At 69.1% G+C, this 19,668-nt stretch carries 17 protein-coding genes; 11 read left to right on the plus strand and 6 right to left on the minus strand.

The window, feature by feature from the left end; genetic code table 11:
• Nucleotides 1-22: 22 nt before the first annotated feature.
• The 7 genes from Psi02_RS30130 to Psi02_RS30160 all read left to right on the plus strand — a co-directional run bounded on the left by Psi02_RS30130 (nt 23) and on the right by Psi02_RS30160 (nt 9,374).
• Nucleotides 23-2,917, plus strand: a complete 2,895-nt coding sequence (locus Psi02_RS30130) for an Rne/Rng family ribonuclease (RefSeq protein ID WP_203979223.1) — start codon at nt 23-25, stop codon at nt 2,915-2,917.
• Between the two features lie 197 nt (nt 2,918-3,114).
• The gene (gene rplU, locus Psi02_RS30135; RefSeq protein WP_203951802.1) at nt 3,115-3,429 is read left to right on the plus strand and encodes a 50S ribosomal protein L21; all 315 of its coding nucleotides are present in this window, start codon (nt 3,115-3,117) and stop codon (nt 3,427-3,429) included.
• A gap of 6 nt (nt 3,430-3,435) precedes the next feature.
• Nucleotides 3,436-3,693, plus strand: a complete 258-nt coding sequence (rpmA, locus tag Psi02_RS30140) for a 50S ribosomal protein L27 (RefSeq protein ID WP_203951801.1) — start codon at nt 3,436-3,438, stop codon at nt 3,691-3,693.
• A gap of 80 nt (nt 3,694-3,773) precedes the next feature.
• On the plus strand, nt 3,774-5,126 hold the full coding sequence (gene obgE, locus Psi02_RS30145; RefSeq protein WP_203979224.1) for a GTPase ObgE: 1,353 nt from the start codon (nt 3,774-3,776) through the stop codon (nt 5,124-5,126).
• A gap of 22 nt (nt 5,127-5,148) precedes the next feature.
• A complete protein-coding gene (gene proB / locus Psi02_RS30150; protein ID WP_239095286.1) occupies nt 5,149-6,270 on the plus strand; it encodes a glutamate 5-kinase in 1,122 nt (373 codons plus the stop codon).
• A 15-nt stretch (nt 6,271-6,285) separates the two neighbouring features.
• Nucleotides 6,286-7,542, plus strand: a complete 1,257-nt coding sequence (locus tag Psi02_RS30155) for a glutamate-5-semialdehyde dehydrogenase (RefSeq protein WP_203979310.1) — start codon at nt 6,286-6,288, stop codon at nt 7,540-7,542.
• Nucleotides 7,543-7,631: 89 nt separating this feature from the next.
• Nucleotides 7,632-9,374: a serine/threonine-protein kinase gene (locus Psi02_RS30160; protein ID WP_203979225.1), complete on the plus strand. Its 1,743-nt coding sequence runs from the start codon at nt 7,632-7,634 to the stop codon at nt 9,372-9,374.
• Nucleotides 9,375-9,422: 48 nt separating this feature from the next.
• Here Psi02_RS30160 and Psi02_RS30165 read toward each other — a convergent pair whose 3' ends face one another.
• Nucleotides 9,423-10,433 (minus strand): M48 family metallopeptidase, encoded by a 1,011-nt coding sequence (locus Psi02_RS30165; protein WP_203979226.1) that lies wholly within the window; start codon nt 10,431-10,433, stop codon nt 9,423-9,425.
• 116 nt (nt 10,434-10,549) lie between these two features.
• Here Psi02_RS30165 and nadD point away from each other — a divergent pair, with 116 nt between their 5' ends.
• Entirely contained in the window at nt 10,550-11,161 is a 612-nt protein-coding gene (nadD, locus tag Psi02_RS30170; protein WP_203979227.1) for a nicotinate-nucleotide adenylyltransferase, read from the plus strand.
• Here nadD and Psi02_RS30175 read toward each other — a convergent pair.
• Nucleotides 11,124-11,600, minus strand: a complete 477-nt coding sequence (locus Psi02_RS30175; RefSeq protein WP_373317713.1) for a tyrosine-type recombinase/integrase — start codon at nt 11,598-11,600, stop codon at nt 11,124-11,126. The genes nadD and Psi02_RS30175 overlap by 38 nt on opposite strands.
• A gap of 452 nt (nt 11,601-12,052) precedes the next feature.
• Between Psi02_RS30175 and Psi02_RS30180 the strand changes: the two genes are divergently transcribed.
• Nucleotides 12,053-13,978 carry a calcium-binding protein gene (locus tag Psi02_RS30180; RefSeq protein ID WP_203979229.1) on the plus strand — a complete coding sequence of 642 codons (1,926 nt, stop codon included), beginning with the start codon at nt 12,053-12,055 and terminating at the stop codon, nt 13,976-13,978.
• A gap of 395 nt (nt 13,979-14,373) precedes the next feature.
• Here the strand turns inward: Psi02_RS30180 and Psi02_RS30185 are convergent, their stop codons facing one another.
• From Psi02_RS30185 to Psi02_RS30195, 3 genes are all read right to left on the minus strand, one after another.
• Complete coding sequence (locus Psi02_RS30185) at nt 14,374-15,705, minus strand: ferredoxin reductase family protein (protein ID WP_203979230.1); 1,332 nt, start codon at nt 15,703-15,705, stop codon at nt 14,374-14,376.
• 68 nt (nt 15,706-15,773) lie between these two features.
• Entirely contained in the window at nt 15,774-16,391 is a 618-nt protein-coding gene (locus tag Psi02_RS30190) for a DUF305 domain-containing protein (protein WP_203979231.1), read from the minus strand.
• 470 nt (nt 16,392-16,861) lie between these two features.
• Complete coding sequence (locus Psi02_RS30195; protein ID WP_203979232.1) at nt 16,862-17,989, minus strand: DUF1996 domain-containing protein; 1,128 nt, start codon at nt 17,987-17,989, stop codon at nt 16,862-16,864.
• Nucleotides 17,990-18,186: 197 nt separating this feature from the next.
• On the opposite strand from Psi02_RS30195, the gene Psi02_RS30200 reads away from it, so the two are divergent.
• Entirely contained in the window at nt 18,187-18,441 is a 255-nt protein-coding gene (locus Psi02_RS30200; protein WP_203979233.1) for a hypothetical protein, read from the plus strand.
• A gap of 39 nt (nt 18,442-18,480) precedes the next feature.
• Here the strand turns inward: Psi02_RS30200 and Psi02_RS30205 are convergent, their stop codons facing one another.
• Nucleotides 18,481-18,951, minus strand: a complete 471-nt coding sequence (locus Psi02_RS30205; protein WP_203979234.1) for an MmpS family transport accessory protein — start codon at nt 18,949-18,951, stop codon at nt 18,481-18,483.
• Nucleotides 18,952-19,207: 256 nt separating this feature from the next.
• On the opposite strand from Psi02_RS30205, the gene Psi02_RS30210 reads away from it, so the two are divergent.
• Nucleotides 19,208-19,549, plus strand: a complete 342-nt coding sequence (locus tag Psi02_RS30210) for a YciI family protein (RefSeq protein WP_203979235.1) — start codon at nt 19,208-19,210, stop codon at nt 19,547-19,549.
• The last annotated feature ends 119 nt before the right edge of the window (nt 19,550-19,668 follow it).

A 19,668-nucleotide genomic window follows, 5' to 3' on the forward strand; every position in this document is an offset into this window, starting at 1 on the left:
AGGCCGACGGGAGAGCGCCCGCATGCTCGAGAACGACCCTGCCGACGGGGCTGTGCGCCTCGACGGTGAAACGACCAACGAAGGCCGGGAGCAGGACTCCGGGACCGGAACGACGCAGGTGACCAGCGGTGTCGTGGTGACCTCACCACGCCGTCGTGCGGCCAGCCGACCGGCCGGGCCGCCGCCCGAGCCGGACGAGACCGAGGCCAGGCCGGCGATCACCACGACGACCGCCGCGGCCGCGGCGGTCCAGCCGCCCGCGGACACACCCGCGGAGCAGGCCCCTGCCGAGGTGGCGGAAAAGCCCAAGCGGGCCACCCGCCGTCGTGCCTCGGCCAAGGCCACTCCGGTGGAATCCGACGAGCCCGCCACGACCGGCGTGGCAGCCGATGCCGGTGCCCCCGCGGCCGATGTCGCCGCCCCCGCGGCCGGTGACGTGGTGGCCGAGGCCAAGCCGGCGCGCCGTACCCGCACCAGGAAGGCGGCCGAGGAACCGGCCGCCGCATCCGCTCCCGACGCCGAGGAGGCGCCCCCGAGCAGGCGGCGCCGTACCCGCAAGAAGGACGAGAGCGTCCCCGAGCGGTCCAGCGCGATGAGCGCGGCCGAGGCCGAGGTGGCCGCCGCCCTCCGATTCGGCCGGACCGACGAGCGCCCGCAGGCCGATGACCTGCTCGACGTCGAACCGCTCGACGACGAGCAGGCGCCCGCCGACGAGCAGGCGCCCGCCGACGCGGCCGTCGACCTCGCCGAGGACGCGGATGAGGACGCCCGCGAGACGATCGACGAGCCGGCCGCCCAGACCAGGGTCGTCGCCGACCCGTTCGGGACGTTCGAGCGCGAGTCCGCGCCGCCGTCGGTGACGTTCCAGCCTCCCGCGGCGATCTTCCAGCCACTCTTCCAGGCCCCCGACCCGTTCGCGGCCGCGCCGGCCCGGCCTCAGCCCGCCGTACCGGCCGCGTGGCCGGAGGAGCAGGACGAGGCGGAGGAGACGGACGAGGCGCAGGACGTCGGCGACGACGAGGACGGCGCCGACGGTGACGCCGACGGCGACGGCTCGACCCGCAGGCGCCGCCGCCGCCGCGGCGGCCGGGGCCGGGGAGCCCGGTCCAAGGACGCGGAGGAGGGCGAGGAGTCCGAGGCCGAAGAGGCTCAGGTCTCCGCCGCCGAGGAGGACGACGAGCAGTCCGCGGAGGACGCCGACGGCGACCAGGGCGGTTCACGTCGCCGTCGCCGCCGTCGCCGCCGCGGGGGAGACGAGGCCGAGGCCACGGTCGACGACCCGCCGAACACGGTGGTCCGCATCCGCGCGCCCCGCGCCACGCGGAGCACCTCGGTCGACGAGGTCCAGAGCGTGCGCGGGTCGACCAGGCTCGAGGCCAAGAAGCAGCGCCGCCGCGAAGGCCGTGAGCTGGGACGGCGCCGCCCGCCGATCATCACCGAGTCGGAGTTCCTGGCCCGGCGCGAGTCGGTCGAGCGCGTCATGGTCGTCCGGCGCCGTCACGGTCGCACCCAGATCGCGGTGCTCGAGGACGGCGTGCTGGTCGAGCACTACGTCGACCGGGAGTCGAGCCAGTCGTACGTCGGGAACGTGTACCTGGGCAAGGTGCAGAACGTGCTGCCCTCGATGGAGGCGGCGTTCGTCGACATCGGCAAGGGCCGCAACGCCGTGCTGTACGCCGGTGAGGTCAACTTCGACACCGCCGGTCTCGAGGGGCAGCCCAAGCGGATCGAGGCGGCGCTGAAGTCCGGCCAGTCCGTGCTCGTCCAGGTCACCAAGGACCCGATGGGGCACAAGGGTGCGCGGCTGACCTCCCAGGTCAGCCTTCCGGGCCGCTACCTGGTCTACGTGCCCGACGGCTCGATGACCGGGATCTCCAGGAAGCTCCCCGACAAGGAGCGGACGAGGCTCAAGCAGATCCTCCGCAGGGTCATGCCCGAGAACGCGGGCGTGATCGTGCGCACCGCCGCCGAGGGCGCCTCCGAGGAGGAACTCAGCCGCGACGTCGCGAGGCTCTCCGCGCAGTGGGAGAACATCCAGCGCAAGGCCAAGTCGGCCAGCCCGCCCGAGTTGCTCTCCGGTGAGCCGGACCTGACGGTCCGGGTCGTCCGCGACGTGTTCAACGAGGACTTCTCCTCGCTGGTCGTCGAGGGTGACGAGGTGTGGCAGACCGTGGACGACTACGTCCGCTACGTCGCGCCCCATCTCGCCGAGAGGCTCTCGAAGTGGGACGGCGACGGCGACGTCTTCGGGGCCTACCGGGTGGACGAGCAGATCGCCAAGGGCCTCGACCGCAAGGTGTGGCTGCCCTCGGGCGGCTCCCTGGTGATCGACAGGACCGAGGCGATGACCGTCGTCGACGTCAACACCGGGAAGTTCACCGGTCAGGGCGGCAACCTGGAGGAGACGGTCACCCGCAACAACCTGGAGGCGGCGGAGGAGATCGTCCGCCAGCTCCGGCTGCGGGACATCGGTGGCATCATCGTCATCGACTTCATCGACATGGTGCTGGAAGGCAACCGTGACCTGGTGCTCCGGCGGCTGCTGGAGTGCCTGGCCCGGGACCGGACCAAGCACCAGGTGGCGGAGGTCACCTCGCTGGGCCTGGTCCAGATGACCCGCAAGCGGGTCGGCCAGGGCCTGCTGGAGGCCTTCTCCACGCCCTGTGAGTGCTGCAACGGACGAGGCCTGATCCTCTCCACCGATCCGGTGGAGGCCAAGCCTGAGCCGCGGGGCACGCAGGGCAAGATGGCCATCGAGAAGTCGGTGGCCGAAAAGCTCGGGGCGAGCGAGGGTGCGGTCGTCGCGGCGTCCGTCAACGGACGGGACGGCGTCACCGACGCCATGGCCGACGACGACGACACCCCACCCGCCCACTCGCGGGGACGTCGCCGTTCCCGCAGGAAGCAGGCCGAATAAGCCGCTTGACGGCAAGTTCGCCTCCCCGGTGTTCCGCCCGGTTCGACCTGGGTGCCGCTAATCCGGTACCCTTGTCATCCGGTGCGCCCGCTGGCGCGCCTGGCTTTGCGCGCCCGCCCGGATCGCCGGTCGTGTCATCGACAGCAGCTGGATGCGGGGCGCGCATCTACGCATTTAGCCAGAAGAAGGGTTCCGCGGTGTACGCGATCGTTCGTTGCGGCGGCAGGCAGCAGAAGGTCTCCGTCGGGGACGTCCTCGAGGTGGACAAGGTCACCGGCGAGGTGGGTTCCTCGGTGGCGCTGCCGGCGCTCCTCGTCGTCAACGACGGCGATGTCACCACCGACGCCGCCACGCTTGGCAAGTTCCAGGTGACCGCCGAGATTCTCGGTGAGACCAAGGGCCCCAAGATCCGCATTCTCAAGTACAAGAACAAGACCGGTTACAAGAAGCGCCAGGGTCACCGCCAGCGGTACACCCAGGTGAAGGTAACCGGCATCAACCCCGGGAAGTAGTGAATCATGGCACACAAGAAGGGCGCCTCGTCCACCCGGAACGGCCGTGACTCGAACGCTCAGCGGCTCGGCGTCAAGCGCTTCGGTGGCCAGCTCGTGAACGCAGGCGAGATCATTCTCCGCCAGCGCGGCACGCACTTCCACCCGGGTGACAACGTCGGCCGTGGTGGCGACGACACGCTGTTCGCACTGGCCGCCGGTCACGTGCAGTTCGGCACCAAGCGCGGTCGTCGCGCAGTCAGCATCATCCCGATCGCGGAGTAGATCCGCCCGGGACAAACGTTGCAGATGAGGCGGACCGAGCACTCGGTCCGCCTCATCGTTTTTATAGGGGGAAGCGGCAGATGGCCGATTTCGTGGACTACGTCGTCCTGCACACCAAGGCGGGTGACGGCGGAAACGGCTGCGCCTCCGTCCATCGCGAGAAGTTCAAGCCGCTCGGCGGCCCGGACGGCGGAAACGGCGGCCGGGGCGGCGATGTGATCCTCGAGGTGGATGCGAACACCTCGACGCTGCTCGAGTACCACCACCGGCCCCACCGGCACGCGGGGAACGGCAAGCAGGGCATGGGCTCCAACCGTGACGGCGCCAACGGCGAGGACATCGTCCTCACGGTCCCCAACGGCACCGTGGTGAAGGACGCGCGGACGGGCGAGGTCCTGGTCGACCTCGTCGGTGCGGGCACCCGTTACGTCGCCGCTCAGGGCGGCTTCGGCGGCCTCGGCAACGCCGCACTGGCCAACGCCAAGCGCAAGGCCCCCGGGTTCGCGCTCCTCGGCGAGCCCGGCGACGAGGCCGAGATCGCGCTGGAGCTGAAGACCATCGCCGACGTGGCGCTGGTCGGCTTCCCCAACGCCGGCAAGTCGTCGCTCGTCGCGGCGCTCTCGGCGGCCCGGCCGAAGATCGCGGACTATCCGTTCACCACGCTGATCCCCAACCTCGGCGTGGTCACGGCGGGGGAGACGGTCTTCACGGTCGCCGACGTGCCGGGACTGATCCCCGGCGCCTCCGAGGGCAAGGGGCTCGGGCACGAGTTCCTGCGCCATGTGGAGCGCTGCTCGACGATCGTGCACGTCCTCGACTGCGCCACGATCGAGCCCGGGCGTGACCCGCTCACCGACGTCGACGTGATCGAGGCGGAACTGGCCGCATACGGCGAGCTGCAGGACCGGCCCCGGCTGGTCGTGCTCAACAAGGTCGACGTCCCCGACGGCCGGGATCTCGCGGACATCGTCCGGCCCCTTCTGGAGGAGCGGGGCCTGCGGGTCTTCGAGATCTCCGCCGCCACCCACGAGGGCCTCCGGCAGCTCACGTACGCCATGGGCGAGATGGTGACCCAGGCGCGGGCGGCGGCCCCGGTCGAGGAGCCCACCCGACTGGTCATCCGGCCGAAGCAACTCGGCGATACCGGGTTCGCCGTCCGGCGGGTCGACGAGAACACCTTCCAGGTGACCGGGGAGAAGCCGGAGCGCTGGATCCGCCAGACCGACTTCACCAACGACGAGGCCGTCGGATACCTGGCCGACCGCCTGGAGCGTCTCGGCATCGAAGAGGCGCTGATCAAGGAGGGTGCCCAGATGGGCGCGGAGGTCGTGATCGGCCCGATGGAGGGCGGTTACCTCTTCGACTGGCAGCCTTCCGAGGGCACCAGGACCCGCGTGGGCGGGCCCCGGGGCACCGACAACAGACTGGTGTAGGTCCGACGGGCAAAGGAGCGGCGTGGCAGGCAGGGAGCGGATCCGGGAGGCTTCGCGGCTGGTCGTCAAGGTGGGCTCGTCATCCCTGACGACCCCGCAGGGCATGATCGACGTGGATCGCGTCGACGCGCTCGTCGACGTGCTCGGCGCGCGGCGCCAGGCCGGCACGCAGCTCGTGCTGGTCTCCTCCGGGGCCATCGCCGCCGGCCTCGGACCGCTCGGCCTCCGGGCCCGGCCCAAGGACCTCGCCACCCAGCAGGCCGCGGCCTCGCTGGGCCAGGGCGTGCTGATCGCCCGCTACACCTCCTCCTTCGCGCGGTACGGCCTGCGCGTCGGGCAGGTGCTGCTGACCGCCGACGACATGATGCGGCGATCGCACCACCGCAACGCCCAGCGGACGCTGACGAGGCTCCTGGAGCTCGGCATCGTCCCCGTGGTCAACGAGAACGACACCGTGGCCACCGACGAGATCCGCTTCGGCGACAACGACCGGCTCGCCGCCCTGGTGACCCATCTCGTCCACGCGGACGCGATGGTGCTGCTCTCGGACGTGGACGCCCTCTACGACGGCGACCCGCGCCGGGAGGGCGCCACGCGGATCGCCGACGTCCGCGGGCCCGAAGACCTCGAAGGTGTCGAGCTCGGCACGTCGGGCCGGGTCGGGACCGGCGGCATGATCACGAAGGTGCAGGCCGCCAAGATCGCCACCGGTGCGGGAGTGCCCGTGGTGCTCACCGCGGCGGCCCACGCGGCGCAAGCCCTGACGGGGGCCGACGTCGGCACCTACTTCCACCCGGGGGGCCGCCACCCGGGCACCCGCCTGCTGTGGCTCGCCCATGCCGCCACAGGCCGGGGCCGGCTGCACCTGGACGCCGGAGCGGTCGACGCCGTGGTGGGCCGGCGCATGTCACTGCTCCCCGCCGGCGTGGTCAAGGTCGAGGGCGACTTCGCCGCCGGCGACCCCGTCGACCTGTGCGGACCGCAGGGCAGCCCGGTGGCCCGCGGCCTGGTCAACTACGACGCCTCCGAGATCCCCGAACTGCTGGGCCGGTCCACGCGCGAGCTGGCGAGCGCGCTCGGGCCGGAGTACGAGCGAGAGCTGATCCATCGGGACGACATCGTCATATTGGAGCCGGAGGGGTAAATGGAGCGCGAGGCCATGGCTGAGGCGGAGGAGTTCCTGGCGGTCGCCCAGGCGGCCAAGGACGCCACGACGGTGCTCGCGCCGCTGCCGCGAGCTCCCAAGGACGCGGCGCTCCGGGCGATCGCCGACGCACTGGTCGCGGCGACGGACGAGATCGTCACGGCCAACGCCGCCGACGTCGAGCAGGCCCGGCGGAACGGCACGTCCGAGGCGATGATCGACCGGCTCAGGCTCGACGCGGGGCGGGTGGAGAAGATCGCGGCAGCCGTACGGCAGGTGGCCGACCTGCCCGACCCGATCGGCGAGGTCGTGCGGGGGAGCACGCTTCCGAACGGCCTCGAACTGCGCCAGGTCCGGGTTCCGCTGGGCGTCATCGGGATCATCTACGAGGGCCGGCCGAACGTGACCGTCGACGCGGCCGTGTTGTGCCTGAAGAGCGGCAACGCCGTTCTGCTCCGGGGCTCCTCCAGCGCCCACTCCTCCAACCGCGTCCTCGTGCGGATCATGCAGGAGGCGCTGGAGGGGACCGAGGTGCCGGCGGGAGCCGTACAGCTCGTGCCGGGCGTGACCCGCGAGTCGGTCAAGCACCTGCTGCGGGCCCGCGGGCTGGTCGACGTGCTGATTCCGCGCGGCGGCGCGTCGCTGATCAAGAGCGTCGTGGAGGAGTCGTCCGTTCCGGTGATCGAGACCGGCGTGGGCAACTGCCACGTCTACGTGGACGCCGGCGCCGACGTCGAGATGGCTCTCAAGATCCTCGTCAACGCCAAGGCGCAGCGCCCGTCGGTGTGCAACGCGGCCGAGACGTTCCTGGTGCACGCCGACATCGCTCCGGAGTTCGTCCCGAGGGCGCTCGCGGCGCTCAAGGACGTGGGGGTGACCGTCCACGGAGACGAGCGCATCCGTTCCTACAGCGCCGACGTCGAGCCCGCCACCGAGGACGACTTCACCGTGGAGTACGTCTCGCTGGACATCGCGGCGGCGGTCGTCGACTCGCTGGACGAGGCGGTGGCGCACATCAGGCGGTACGGCTCCGCGCACACCGACGCCATCGTCACGCGCTCCCAGGCGGCGGCGCGGCGGTTCGTGGCCACCGTGGACTCGGCGGCCGTGGCGGTGAACGCCTCGACGCGGTTCACCGACGGCGGCGAGTTCGGGTTCGGCGCGGAGATCGGGATCTCCACCCAGAAGCTCCACGCGCGGGGCCCGATGGGCCTGCCCGAGCTCACGTCCACCAAGTGGATCTACGTCGGCGACGGGCACGTACGCCTGTAGCGCCGGCGGACAAGCGCCGCGTCTCCGGGGCCGGGAAGCGGCGCGCCTCCGGGGAAATGTCGGAGGCGCCCGCTATGGTAGGCGCTCCTATGTCTGGACGTCTCGGGCGGGTCGGCCCGTACACGCTCCTGGAGCGCTTGGGCCGAGGCGGAATGGGCGAGGTCTACCTCGCCGCCAACCGCCGGGGCGAGCATGTCGCGGTCAAGATGCTCCGCGAGCCGATCGAGGCCGACTCCGACGCACGGTTACGGCTCGACCGGGAGATCCGCGCGTTGCGGAGGGTCGAGAGCCCCTACGTCGCCGAGGTGATCGACGCCGATCTCTCCGGTGACCGGCCCTACCTCGTGATGGAGTACATCGAGGGCGAGACCCTGCTCGAAGCCGTCCAGCGGGGCGGCGCCATGGAGGAATCCGACCTGATCCCCCTGGCCCAGGGGCTGGCCACCGCTCTGGCGATCATCCACGCCGGAGGTGTGGTGCATCGCGATGTGAAGCCCGCCAACGTGCTGGTGCGCGAGGACGAGCCGATCCTGATCGACTTCGGGATCGCCCAGATGCTCGACGCCACCCGGCTGACCCTGACGGGCACCTTCCTCGGCACTCCCGGCTACGCCGCGCCGGAGTTGTTCGCCGACGAGGTGGTGGGCGAACCCGCCGACGTGCACGCCTGGGCCGCCACTGTGGCGTTCGCGGCCACCGGCCGCCACACGTTCGGGCGGGGGACCGTGCAGTCCCAGATGTACGCCGTTCTCAACGGGAAGGCCGATCTCGCCGGCGTTCCCGCCTCTCTGCTGCCGCTCGTCAGGGCGGCCCTCCATCGCGACCCGGCCAGGCGGCCCACCGCGGCGCTGCTGTCCGACCGGCTGGCCAGGCTCGCCCGCGTGTCCGGCGACACACCCCGTGGCACCGCGACGCAGCGCCGTACCCGGCCGGACAAGGCCGGGACGGAGGCGGACGTTCCCGAGGGGGAGGACCAGGAGGCGGACGGCACGGGCGGAGGCCGGCGGGTTCGCCCGAAGAAGGGCGGCACCACGAAGGCCAAGGCGGCGAAGACCAGAGGGGCGAACGGCGCCGCGGTGAACGGCGGCTCCCCGGGCGGCTCGGCGGGTGGCGCCGGGGGCGGCTCCCCGAGTGGTTCCGCCGGAGGCTCGTCGGGCGCGGGTTCGGTGAACGGAGGTTCGGCGAGCGGCGGTTCCAAGAACGGCAAGGGGGCCAGGGCGGGAAGCGGCGCCTCGGCGGCCCGGCGGCCGAGGGCGGGCGACAGGGCCGAATCGGCTCTGGCGGTCGAGGCACCCGTCGCCGGGACCGGTGCGGGCATCCCCACGGGCGGCACGGTCCTGCTCGCGCTGGGGCTGCTCGGTGTGCCGTGCGTGGTGGTGTCGGTGGTCGAACCGCTGGCCACGTTCGCGATCAGCGGAGCCTTCGCGGTCGTGACCAGAGCGGCCTGGGTGACTCACTGGATCGTGCGGAACCGCCGGTCGCACCGCACGCGGGGGCTCCTCGGCGTCCTCAGCTATCCGGTGACGCTGGTGGGCTCGCTGGTGTCCGGAGTCGTGTGGCCGGGGGCGCCCGCGGCCGCGGCGGCCTTCCTCGCACTCTGGCTGACCGCCGGGACGCATCTGGAGGCCGAGTGGTGGACTCAGGTGGCCCCCGTCACCGTCGCCGGAGCCGTCTTCGGCGTCGTCGTCGGCGGGATCATCGGCCGGGAGATCGAGCGGATGGGCGCGAGGATGCCCGAGCTCAGGAGGGAGCCGCTGCGGGCGCTGGCCGTGTTCGGCGGGTTCGTCGCTCTGTGCGCGGGAGCCGTACAGGCGGTGTCCCTGTTCTTCTAGGGGCGCCCGCGTCTTCTAGGGGCGCCCGCGTCGACCGTGGCACCCCTGTCAGTTCTCCCTGCGCGCGAACCTGTTGAAGATGCGCTCGCCCGCGTGGACCGCGCCTTCGGCCACGTCGCGGAGGACGCCGATGAAGGGATCCTGCGACTGTGCCCAGGACTCGCGGTAGGAGTTCGCCGCGGCCTTGATCTCCTCAGTGATCTTCGTGTTCGCGTCGTCCTCCCGGCGAGGGTAGGTGCCGCCGAGGATCGCGTCGTAGCTGCCCGAGCGCCGCCAGCGGTCGAGCTCCGCGACCCGGGTGACCGCGAACGGGTGTGTGGTGCCGAGGAGGTTGAGGACCTTGAGCAGGCCGTCGCGGACGTCGCCCGCGGTGTCGTACTCCCTGGCCTGGTCGAGGAAGGCCTCGATGTTCATCTCATGCAGGCGCGATCCGCCGGCCAGCTTCATGAGGGCCCGCAGCGCCGCCTCGGGGTCCTGCCCGGCGAGCAGTCCGCCGCGGTCTGCCGACATCTCGGCCTTGCGCTGCCATTCCTCGAGGGCCGCCACGATCACACGCAGGCCGATGTAGCCGAGCGGGATCCAGGCCACCCGGGTGGCGAGGCGGGTGAGGACGGCGAGCATCGTGCCGTAGACCGCGTGCCCGGAAAGGATGTGCGAGGTCTCGTGGCCGATGACGAACCGCAACTCCTCCTCGTCCATGAGATCGAGCAGGCCGGTGGACACGATGATGAACGGCTCGTCGAAGCCGACCGCCATGGCGTACGCCTTCGGGTCCTGCTGCACGTAGATCTCCGGGATCCGGTGCAGGTCAAGGATGTAGGCGCTGTCGCGGCCCATGTCGTAGAGCGCGCGGAACTGGGTCTCGTCGGTGCGAACCGCGGACGCCAGGAACATCAGTCGCAGGCGGCGCTCGCTGAACAGCCCCGACATGCGCTTCAGCACCGAGTCGAACCCGCTGAGCGAACGCATCGCCACCAACGCTGAGCGGTCGGCGGGGTGTTCGTATGCTCGGGAGCTGATGCCGGGCAGCTGCACGCGATTGCGATCCGGAGTGGTCATGTCCGCATGCTATGCCTCGTCGGCTGGGCGTGCGCGGGGCGGCGGATCCCCGGGAGGTGGCGCTGAGAGAGGGGTGGTGTCCGATTACTCCCGGTATGCAGGTTAGGGTCCGTCCCATGAGAAATGGGGCTCCGACGCGGCGTCTCGGCATCATGGGCGGCACCTTCGACCCGATCCACCACGGGCACCTGGTGGCCGCCAGCGAGGTCGCCCACCACTTCGATCTGGACGAGGTGGTGTTCGTCCCGACCGGACAGCCGTGGCAGAAGGCCGAGAAGACGGTGTCCGCGCCTGAGGACCGCTATCTGATGACGGTGATAGCGACGGCCTCCAACCCGCGCTTCTCCGTCAGCAGAGTCGACATCGACCGCCCAGGCCCCACCTACACCATCGATACGCTGCGTGACGTCGGGGCGGCGTACGGGCCGGGCGTGGAGCTGTACTTCATCACGGGTGCCGACGCCCTCGCCCAGATCCTGAGCTGGCGGGACGTCGAGGAGCTGTTCACGATCGCCCACTTCGTCGGTTGCACCAGGCCCGGACACACCCTCCAGGACCCCGGCCTGCCCGACGGCAAGGTCAGCCTGATCGAGATCCCCGCCCTGTCGATCAGCTCCTCGGAGTGCCGCGAGCGCGTGGCGGACGGCCAGCCGATCTGGTACCTCGTCCCCGACGGCATCGTGCAGTACATCAACAAGCGCGGCCTCTACCAGGACGGCAATCACTGACGAGCGTGGATGGTGTGCCGGCAGAGATGCAGTCCGGTTCCTCGGAGATGCCAGCCGCGTCGGCAGCCGGGCGCCAGATGCCGCTCCAGGTTCCTCGCTTGATCGGCGTGCCGCGTGAGGTCGTGAACACCAGGCCGGCGTCACGAAGCATCGGCCTACGCGGGTTGGTCCGATCCTCGATCTGTATCAGCGCCGGCGGGAGCGCCGCCAGGTGCTCTGACAACGCAGCCAACACGCCATCAGAGAGGGGAATCGTCCTGAAACTCTTGGGTGTCTTGGGGGGTCCCAGATAGGCCACATTGCCCTTAGCCGAACTCGTGATCAACTGCTGCTCGACCCTAAGGACCTTGCGGCGAAAATCGATCTTTTCGACTTCCAGTCCGAAGATCTCCGATGGTCGCAGACCCGTTCCAACCGCCACCAGGGCAATAGACGACAGACGTCAGCTCTTCCGAGGCGTTTCATTACTATGGCATCGAAATGCCGCATTCGATGAAGAAGCTGCGGCCAGCTCCGTTCATCGGAGCTGGCCTTTCTTGGCGAGCGGCTGCCGCGGCCTCGTAGTTCCACGCCGAGAGGCTCGCTTGCTCTGAAGTTCCTTCGACGTAGCCGCTCGTCGAGTGCGACCTCATGTCGCAGCAAGGTCCACATCCTTCGCTGGACATTCATGCCAGGTTTGCTCGCCATTAGGCGGGTCCGCGCACGATCGGCGTGATCGCTTCCCGCCGGGGAGAAGCGAAGGCCCAATTCCGCATCCTCACTTTTCCCGCTGATCGATTCATGCAGTCACAACCGAAGCGTTGGCGACACCTGCTCTGGTATCGACCACGCAAGGGAGATCCCAGCAGCCCAAATGGAGCGTTCCTTCACCGGTCTATCGAACACTCGAACATGCCGGCCCAAATCGATCTGATCAAGGAAGATCCCATGGGACGAATTCTTGTGAGGCCACGAAAAGCCGCCCAAGCGCTGGCGTTGGCCACGGCGCTGGCCACGACGATGGTGGTCCAGGCGGCTCCAGCGTCGGCCGCCGGAGGCCCCGACCTCGCGGCTGTCCGGAGCCTGCCCCTTCCGGTGGCAACGGTCTACCAGCCCGAATATATCGGCCCCAACTGGCTCTCATTCCTTACATCGGGGAGCCCCGATATCAGCGCCGACGGCAACGTTATCGGCTACACCGTGAATGGTCCTGGTGGCCGCTGCGACGTCGCGTCGTACGTGGTGAACCGGAAGACCGGAGAGACGAAGACTGTCGGTACCCCTGGTCCCACCACCACCATCACGGATCTAAGTGAGAACGGCAGCCAGGCCGTCTATATCAAGGGATGCAATGGCAGCGACGGCGTCTACGTGCAGGATCTGGCGACGGATGTCGTCACCCGGGTGGATGTGAGCAGCACCGGTCAACTGCCAGGCGGGTACCAATCCATTAGAGGGGTTGAGTTCGACGGGGTGCGTACCGTCGTGTTCGGATCATTCGCCACGGGTTTGGCCCCAGGCGCGCCGCTGAACATGGAAAACCTGTACCTCCACGATCTCGTGACCGGCGAGACCCAATGGCTCAGGGATCCTCAGGCCCCGATCAATTCCTTCGTCTACTCCGCTGCGGGGGTGAGCCCGGGTGGCCGGTACATCGCCTTCCTGTGGCGGGACCCGACGAATGTGACGGTCACGCTGTCGGTCTTCGACCAGGTCACCGGACGCTACTCCCGGGTCATCAGCACGCCCAACGCTTCGGCGATATGGACCTCCCCGTCCATCAGCAACAGCGGCAAGCTGGTGTTCGCCACCAAGGAACGGTTACTGCCGCAGGACACCGACAACCTGCCCGACGTCTATCTCCGGGATCTCGTGAGCGGGACGACCACATTGGTCAGCGCCGATGAGAATGGAGCGGCTGCTGGAACGGGCGCCGCACCGGAGATCACTGCCGACGGCAGGTACGTCGTCTACACGAGCCCGGGACCTGAATTCAAGCTGATGTTCCGGAATGTCATTACAGGGAGTCAGCGGGTGCTGACCGGCTTGGACGGCACTCCGCTGCAGTACCCCACCACGGACCCCGTTGAAGTCCCCTTCGTCAAGTTCGGTTTGTCCCGGACCGGCCGCTACCTCACGGTCCAGGCGAACGCCGAGAACGGGTTTCCGGCCATCGTCCTGCGTGACCAGGCTCAGGACTGTGCCGGTGACTTCGCCACGAGCACGGGCTCCGGCACCATCTACGGCTCGCCCGGGGACGATGTCATCTACGGTTCACCCGGCCCGGACACGATCTATGGCGGCTACGGCGGCAGCGACGTCATCTGCGGCATGGGCGGTGACGACACCATCGACGGCGGCCTCGGCGACGACGCCATCTATGGCGGCGAAGGCACCGACCGGGTCGAAGGCAACGAGGGCAATGACGTGGTCGACGCGGGGTCCGGCGCGGACTCGGTGAACGGCGGCACCGGGACCGACGCTCTGCTGTATCGCTCGGCCACCGCCGGGGTGGACGTGAGCCTCAGCCGGGTGACTCCCAACGGGATGCCGGGCGAGGGCGATCAGGTCTTCAACGACTTCGAGGCGATCTTCGGGTCGGCCTACAACGACACGCTGAGCGGCCGTGAGACCGCTGAGTGGCTGTTCGGCCTGGGCGGTGACGACACGCTGCTCGGCATGGACGGCAACGACGAACTGTACGGCGGGGACGGCAAGGACGTCCTCGTGGGCATGGCCGGCGACGACTACCTCAATGGCGGACCCGGCTCGTCGAACTCGTGCGCCGGCGGCCCCGGCATCAACACCTTCAACGACTGCAAATACATTTCCGGCTAGCCCTGACCGACACTAGACGGCGCAAGCGTCTCCCGGTGGTGCCGGGAGACGCAGCGCCATGTCCAATTGGCTTCGCATCGAAGAGGTCAGGGCACACCGAGGGCACATGACCACCAGAAACCGTGGACATCAACGAGAGACGTTGAAAGGCGAAACTACGGCCTGACCAGCATCGATCCGTATCACGCCTGGTCAGGTGACCAGCGTGCGCGCTACATCAACAAGCGCGGCCTCTACCAGGACGGCAACCACTGACCAGCGCAGGTGTGCGTCCGCTGGTAACGCTCCAGCACTCCGGTCCCTCCACCCCGCATGATCGACTCGGTGGTGTCCTCAGGGAGCGTCGACATGCGGCTTGATCCGGACGGATGATCAATAGGCGCCCGCAGGGTCGATCAGAAGTCGAACTGCTCCAAATGAATGCGGCGATCAGGCACACCGGCGCGACGTAGGGCCTGCCGGGCCGCGGTCGTCATCCCGGCGGGACCGCACAGGTACACGTCGTGCATGGCCAGGCTGGGAATGAGGGCCCTCAGTGACCGTCCGGTCAGCGGTACGGCACGGCCGCGCCGTGATCCGGGTGTCTCGTCGACGGTGTAAAGGACCTTGGCGCCCCGCGCTGCCGCGATGGCGTCCAGCTCGTTGCGCAGGATCAGGTCCTCGTCCCGGCGAGCCAGGTAGACCAGCGTCACCTGGCCCGGCAAGGTCTCGAAAAGCGCGCGCAGCGGGCTGATGCCCACGCCACCGCCCACCAGCAGCACCTGGGGACGCCGCCGGCGAGCCGCGGTCAGCGCGCCGTACGGACCCTCGGCCCACACCCGGACACCAGGCCGCAGACCGGCGAGTGCGCGGCTGTGGTGGCCGACCGCCTTTACGGTGATCCGCAGGAAGCGGGGGTTGGGCGGAGCGGATAACGAGTAGGGATTGGCGGTCCACCACAAGCCCCGAGTCAGGAATCGCCAGCGGAAGAACTGCCCGGGCTCGGCGCCCAGCTCGCGGAGGTGCTCGCCGATCAGATAGACCGACACCACGCCGGGCGACTCCCTGCGGATCTCGGCCACCGTGAGACGGTGACGCAGACCCCGGCGCACGGGCGTGAGGAAGCGATACCAGATCAGCAGGATGGCGGCAGACGCGTAAAGAGCCAGCCACAGGGCTGTGGCCAGTGGGTCGCCGAGGAAGTCCGGCCCGAGCAACTGGTGCCCGTACGCCAGAAAGATCCCGGCGTAGGTGACGAAATGCAGGTAATGCCAGAGCTCGTAGGGCAGCCGGCGCCGCACCTTCCGGACCGAGACGATCCCGACGCCGACGAGGAGCGCCAGACCGACCGTCGCCTCCGGCAACTCGGGCCCGTCCACGATCAGTCTCACGGAGCCGCCCAGCAGGCCCGCTCCGGAGCCGTCGATGCGGGCAGCGGTCGCGAAAACCATGTGCGCGAGCGAGAGCACGATCGTGTACCGGGCGATCACCGCGTGCCAGCGGGCCAGGCGGTCCGAGCCGATCCCCCGGTCCAGCAGCGGCGTCCGCGACACCAGCGTCACGAGAATCGCGCAGGCATATCCGGCGAGCAGGCCGGTGAGCCGGCCCGCCCAGGCGAGCCAGCCGTCCAGCCCGTTCACCGAGCCCATCCCCGACCAGCATCCGGAGGTCGCGGCGACGGCGCCTCCGGCGATCAGGATGAGCACGACCAGCGGATGCGCGTGCGGCGCCGCTGCCCGTTGAGGCATCCTGCGCCGCCTGGGCGCGGTGGGAACGGCTTTGCCGTCGTGAACGGGTCGCACGGCCGCGGCGTTCCTCACTGCCCGACGCCTTCGAGCCCGGTGAGCTCACCCGCGTGAGCCTCGGCCATCGTCGCGGCGAACGCCTTGGTGTCCGCGTCGGCCCCCTCGTCCTGCTCTCCCTGCGCCACCAGCACGGACTGCCTGAGGAAGTCGCGCGCGTGCTGGGCGAAGAGCCGGTCGAACGCCGCGCCGTCGGCCGCGTTGATCGCTTCGAGATCGGCCGCCGTCACCATGCCCGGCATGTTGTGTCCCTCGTGCACGTTCACGTACGGCACGCCTGACCGGTCGAGCAGGCTGTGCAGGCGCCCCAGCTCGGCGCGATGCGCGGCGCCGAGGGTCATGGACAACGACACGATCTCCGGGTTGGAGGTCTTGTCCGGGGCCAGATCGAAGAGCCGCACGGCCTGCTCGGTCATCGGGATCATCAGTTGCAACCACGCGACGTCGGTCGCGTTGAAGGAGTCCGACGAGGTGACCGCTGGTGCCGGCGCGCCGCCCGGAATCGGCTGCACGGCCTGCGCCTGCGCTGCCAGATGGCTCGAATGGGCGGCCGGCCCGGCGGCGACGCACCGCGTGACGAGCAACACCGCGACCACTGCGAGGATCGGCGCACCGATCGTGCCCGCTCGCATGTCAGCTCCTCTCGCTAGGGCCGCTCGGATCTCGGAAGAAGCGAGGCCCAGATACGAGCGAACGCATGAGATCTCCTCACAAGCAGGCGACACCGGATCTGCTCGGTCTCAGACCGTGAGGCCATGACGAGAACGCTCTCCGTACAGAGAGTCCTTTCTTTATGGAGACGCTGTGGAGACTCGCCGAATCACAGAAAAATCGAGCCGAATGCGATTGGCAACGAACCACACGACATGGGAACGATCCACAAAGACTCCCTGGGAACGCGACATCATTCCCTTGCGGAAATATGCCAGCCGTGATCTTTCGTGCGCCCAGCAGGACGGCGCTGACGACGTGACATTGCGGCGGATCTTTGTGTCCGTAAGCTCGTCGCCTGCCGGTGGAAGTCCCGTCCGGGTACCTCCACCGTGCCGGTGACCCCGCGAATCGCGGAATCACCGGCACGGTCGTGCGAAGTGGGGATCGGTCAGCTGTTCCAGCCGGGGGTGGTGCCGCACTTGGCGTCCGCGTTGATGCAGATCTTCACCAGCGCGCCGAGCTTCTCCGGCTTCCATGCGTTCATGAAGTCCCCGTGCATCGAGGACGCCATGCCCGACGACAGCTTCAGGCCGTTACCGCCGAGGGAGTTGTAGCCGACCATGAGCGAGATGTTGGGGACCGCTACCGGATACTTGCCGGAGCACTTGCCGTTGGTGGCCGGCCCCATGTGCGACTTGTGGTCGGGCGAGTCGATGTGCTTGCCGTCCCAGCAGTCCTCGAACGTCACCTGACGAATCAGATTGCCGCCCTTCGCGCAGACCGGCCAGTTGCCGTCGGCGCTGCGTCCGATCTCCGCGCTGCCGGCGCACCAGAACTGGCCGGAGGCGCCCTTCGGCGTCGCCACCTGTCGCTTGGCGTCGCCGGTCACCATGACCAGACCCGGGGGGAACGGCACGACCGTCGACGGGTCCTTGAGCCGGGAGCCGTAGTACACGCGGAAGTTCTTCATTGGGACCGGCTTGCCGTCACGCAGCAGTTGCGGAACCCAGTAGGCGCTGTGGTCCCCGGGCGCGTTGCAGGTCGTGGGGCTCGTGAACAGCTTGGCCGGCGTGGTGGTGGCATTCACTTTCGGACCGAAGAAAGTGTGCATGTGGGAGGCGCCAGGCAGACCGGGCAGCACGATCGGGTCGTCCGCCGCCCGGGCGGACATCGAGCAGTCGGTGTGGAACTCGGGGACTCGCACGATTCCCGCGGGGACCTTCTTGGGTGCGACCTTGTGGTAGACGTCCAGGGCCTGCTTCCATGCGGCCTGGTTCACCGGCACCCAGCCGCCGCGAACGGCGCCGGCCGCCGCACTGCGCGACGGTGTCGGCGAGGACGGTGCCGACGGCTTGGGGGGCTTGGCCGACGTCGACGGCTTGGCCGGCGTGGACGGCGTGGCCGGCTTGGCCGGCGTGGACGGCGTGGACATTGCGGCCCCCGCGGCCGAGACGGTATCCGTATCGGTTGCTGACTCGAGACCGGTGGACTGGGACGAACCGGAGACGCCGGGGGGCGCCGCCTGGCTGTTGCAACCGGTGGTCAGGGCCACGGTGAGCAGCAGGACGGCAGCCACAGGTGGGAGTTTACTTACGCTGTTTTGCCAATTCATCGAGGGGCGCACCTTTCTCTCGGGGAGGAACAATACAGCCCCGTGACCCTCTCTTTGGAAGGTAATGGTTAGGTCTACTTCGACCCACCCGCATTGCGTCCGACCTGCCGCGTCAGTCCGATGTACTTTTCCTTAAATTCTCAAAAAACTGTTATCCGACGATGATCCAGAGCGTCAGCACAATTGCCGGTTCCTTTGACTCGCAGGACAGTCCGACGTACGCATTGGACGGGCGCACCTTTTCGTTCGAGCGCGTGCTGGCCGCGCCCGGGACGTCGTCTGGCGGCATTGGGTCGACTCGGACCTGCTGGCGTCCTGGGGCCCCGCCGCCGATGACGGTCACCGACTGCGCTCTCGAGCCGCAGGCGGGCGGGCGCATCAACAAGCGCGACCTCTACCAGGACGGCAACCACTAGATGTTCCGGCGGTGCGCCCGACCGTCGCGCCGCCGACGGCTAAGGGACGGTGCCCTCGCAGGTGACGATTGAGTGTGGGCCCGACGAGGTGTTCTCGCTGATCACGTCTCCGTCAACGTAGATCTGGCAGGTCACCTCGCCGGACTCGCCGCAGTTCTGCAGCTGGACGTAGGTGAAGTCGCCGGAGCTCATCTCGTAGCTGATTCCCTGCGGCAGGGTCGCGTTCGACGTCTGCTCGGCCCCGGCCGGGCTCTGCATCACCACGTCGACCGTCTCCGCGGTGCCGCCGATCGAGTAGTGCACGTAGTGCGGGCGTTCCCCGATGGGGACGGAGGTGGGAATGTCGTCGGCGGCGGGCGGCGGCGCTTCGCCCCGGCTGAGGACGGCGATGACGACCGCTGCCAGGAGGACGGCGCCGACGATCAGCATGATCCGTCCGTGGTACGCCTGGGGAGGTGCGGGCTCGGCCGGTGGGGCCGTCAGCTGCCTCTCGGGTTCAGGAGTTGACATGGATCGCTCGCCACGCTTCTTCGATCGCTCAGTGCGCCGGCCTATTGCCGCATGGTGCGCTTCGAGGGAGCGCTCCGCGAGCGAGAGAGACCGCATTGTTACTCACGTGAGCGGTATCCGGTAGTCCAAACCGGTCAGTCGTACCTCCTGCGAAACGACGGACCTCGCCCTCCTCTGAGCAGGTGCGCGGGAAGGCCGGGAAGCGCTGATCGAGGAACACCTCGACGATGTCGCCGGCGCACGGCAGGATCGAGGGGTGACGCACTTTCTCATCTCCTTCCCCAGCGCCGCCATGGTGATCTCGGACGAGGATTTTCCTGACGTGGTACGCGACTCCCACGCGGTCATCCAGGAGGCCAAGGATGCCGGCGTGTACGTCTTCGGCGGCGGGATAGACGAAGCCGTCGCCCCCGTCCTCGTGGCCGGTGACGGCACGGTGACGGACGGCACCTATCCGCAGACCACGCAGTTGAACGGCGGGTACACCATCTTGGACCTGCCCTCCCGCGAGGCGGCGCTGGAGTGGGCGAAGAAGATCGCGGCCTCCTGCCGCTGCTCGCAGGAGGTTCGGGCGTTCCAGTACGACCCGCTCACCTGACCGCGTACGGCCACCCCCGCGCCGTCGGCATGTCCCGCCTTCTCACATGCGGGCGGTGCGGACGCGGTCGGTCGGCGTCGATGCTCATCGGGCCGAGGGCACACCGAGGGGCGCATGAC

Source organism: Planotetraspora silvatica (assembly GCF_016863315.1).
In the GTDB taxonomy this organism is placed as follows: Bacteria; Actinomycetota; Actinomycetes; order Streptosporangiales; family Streptosporangiaceae; genus Planotetraspora; species Planotetraspora silvatica.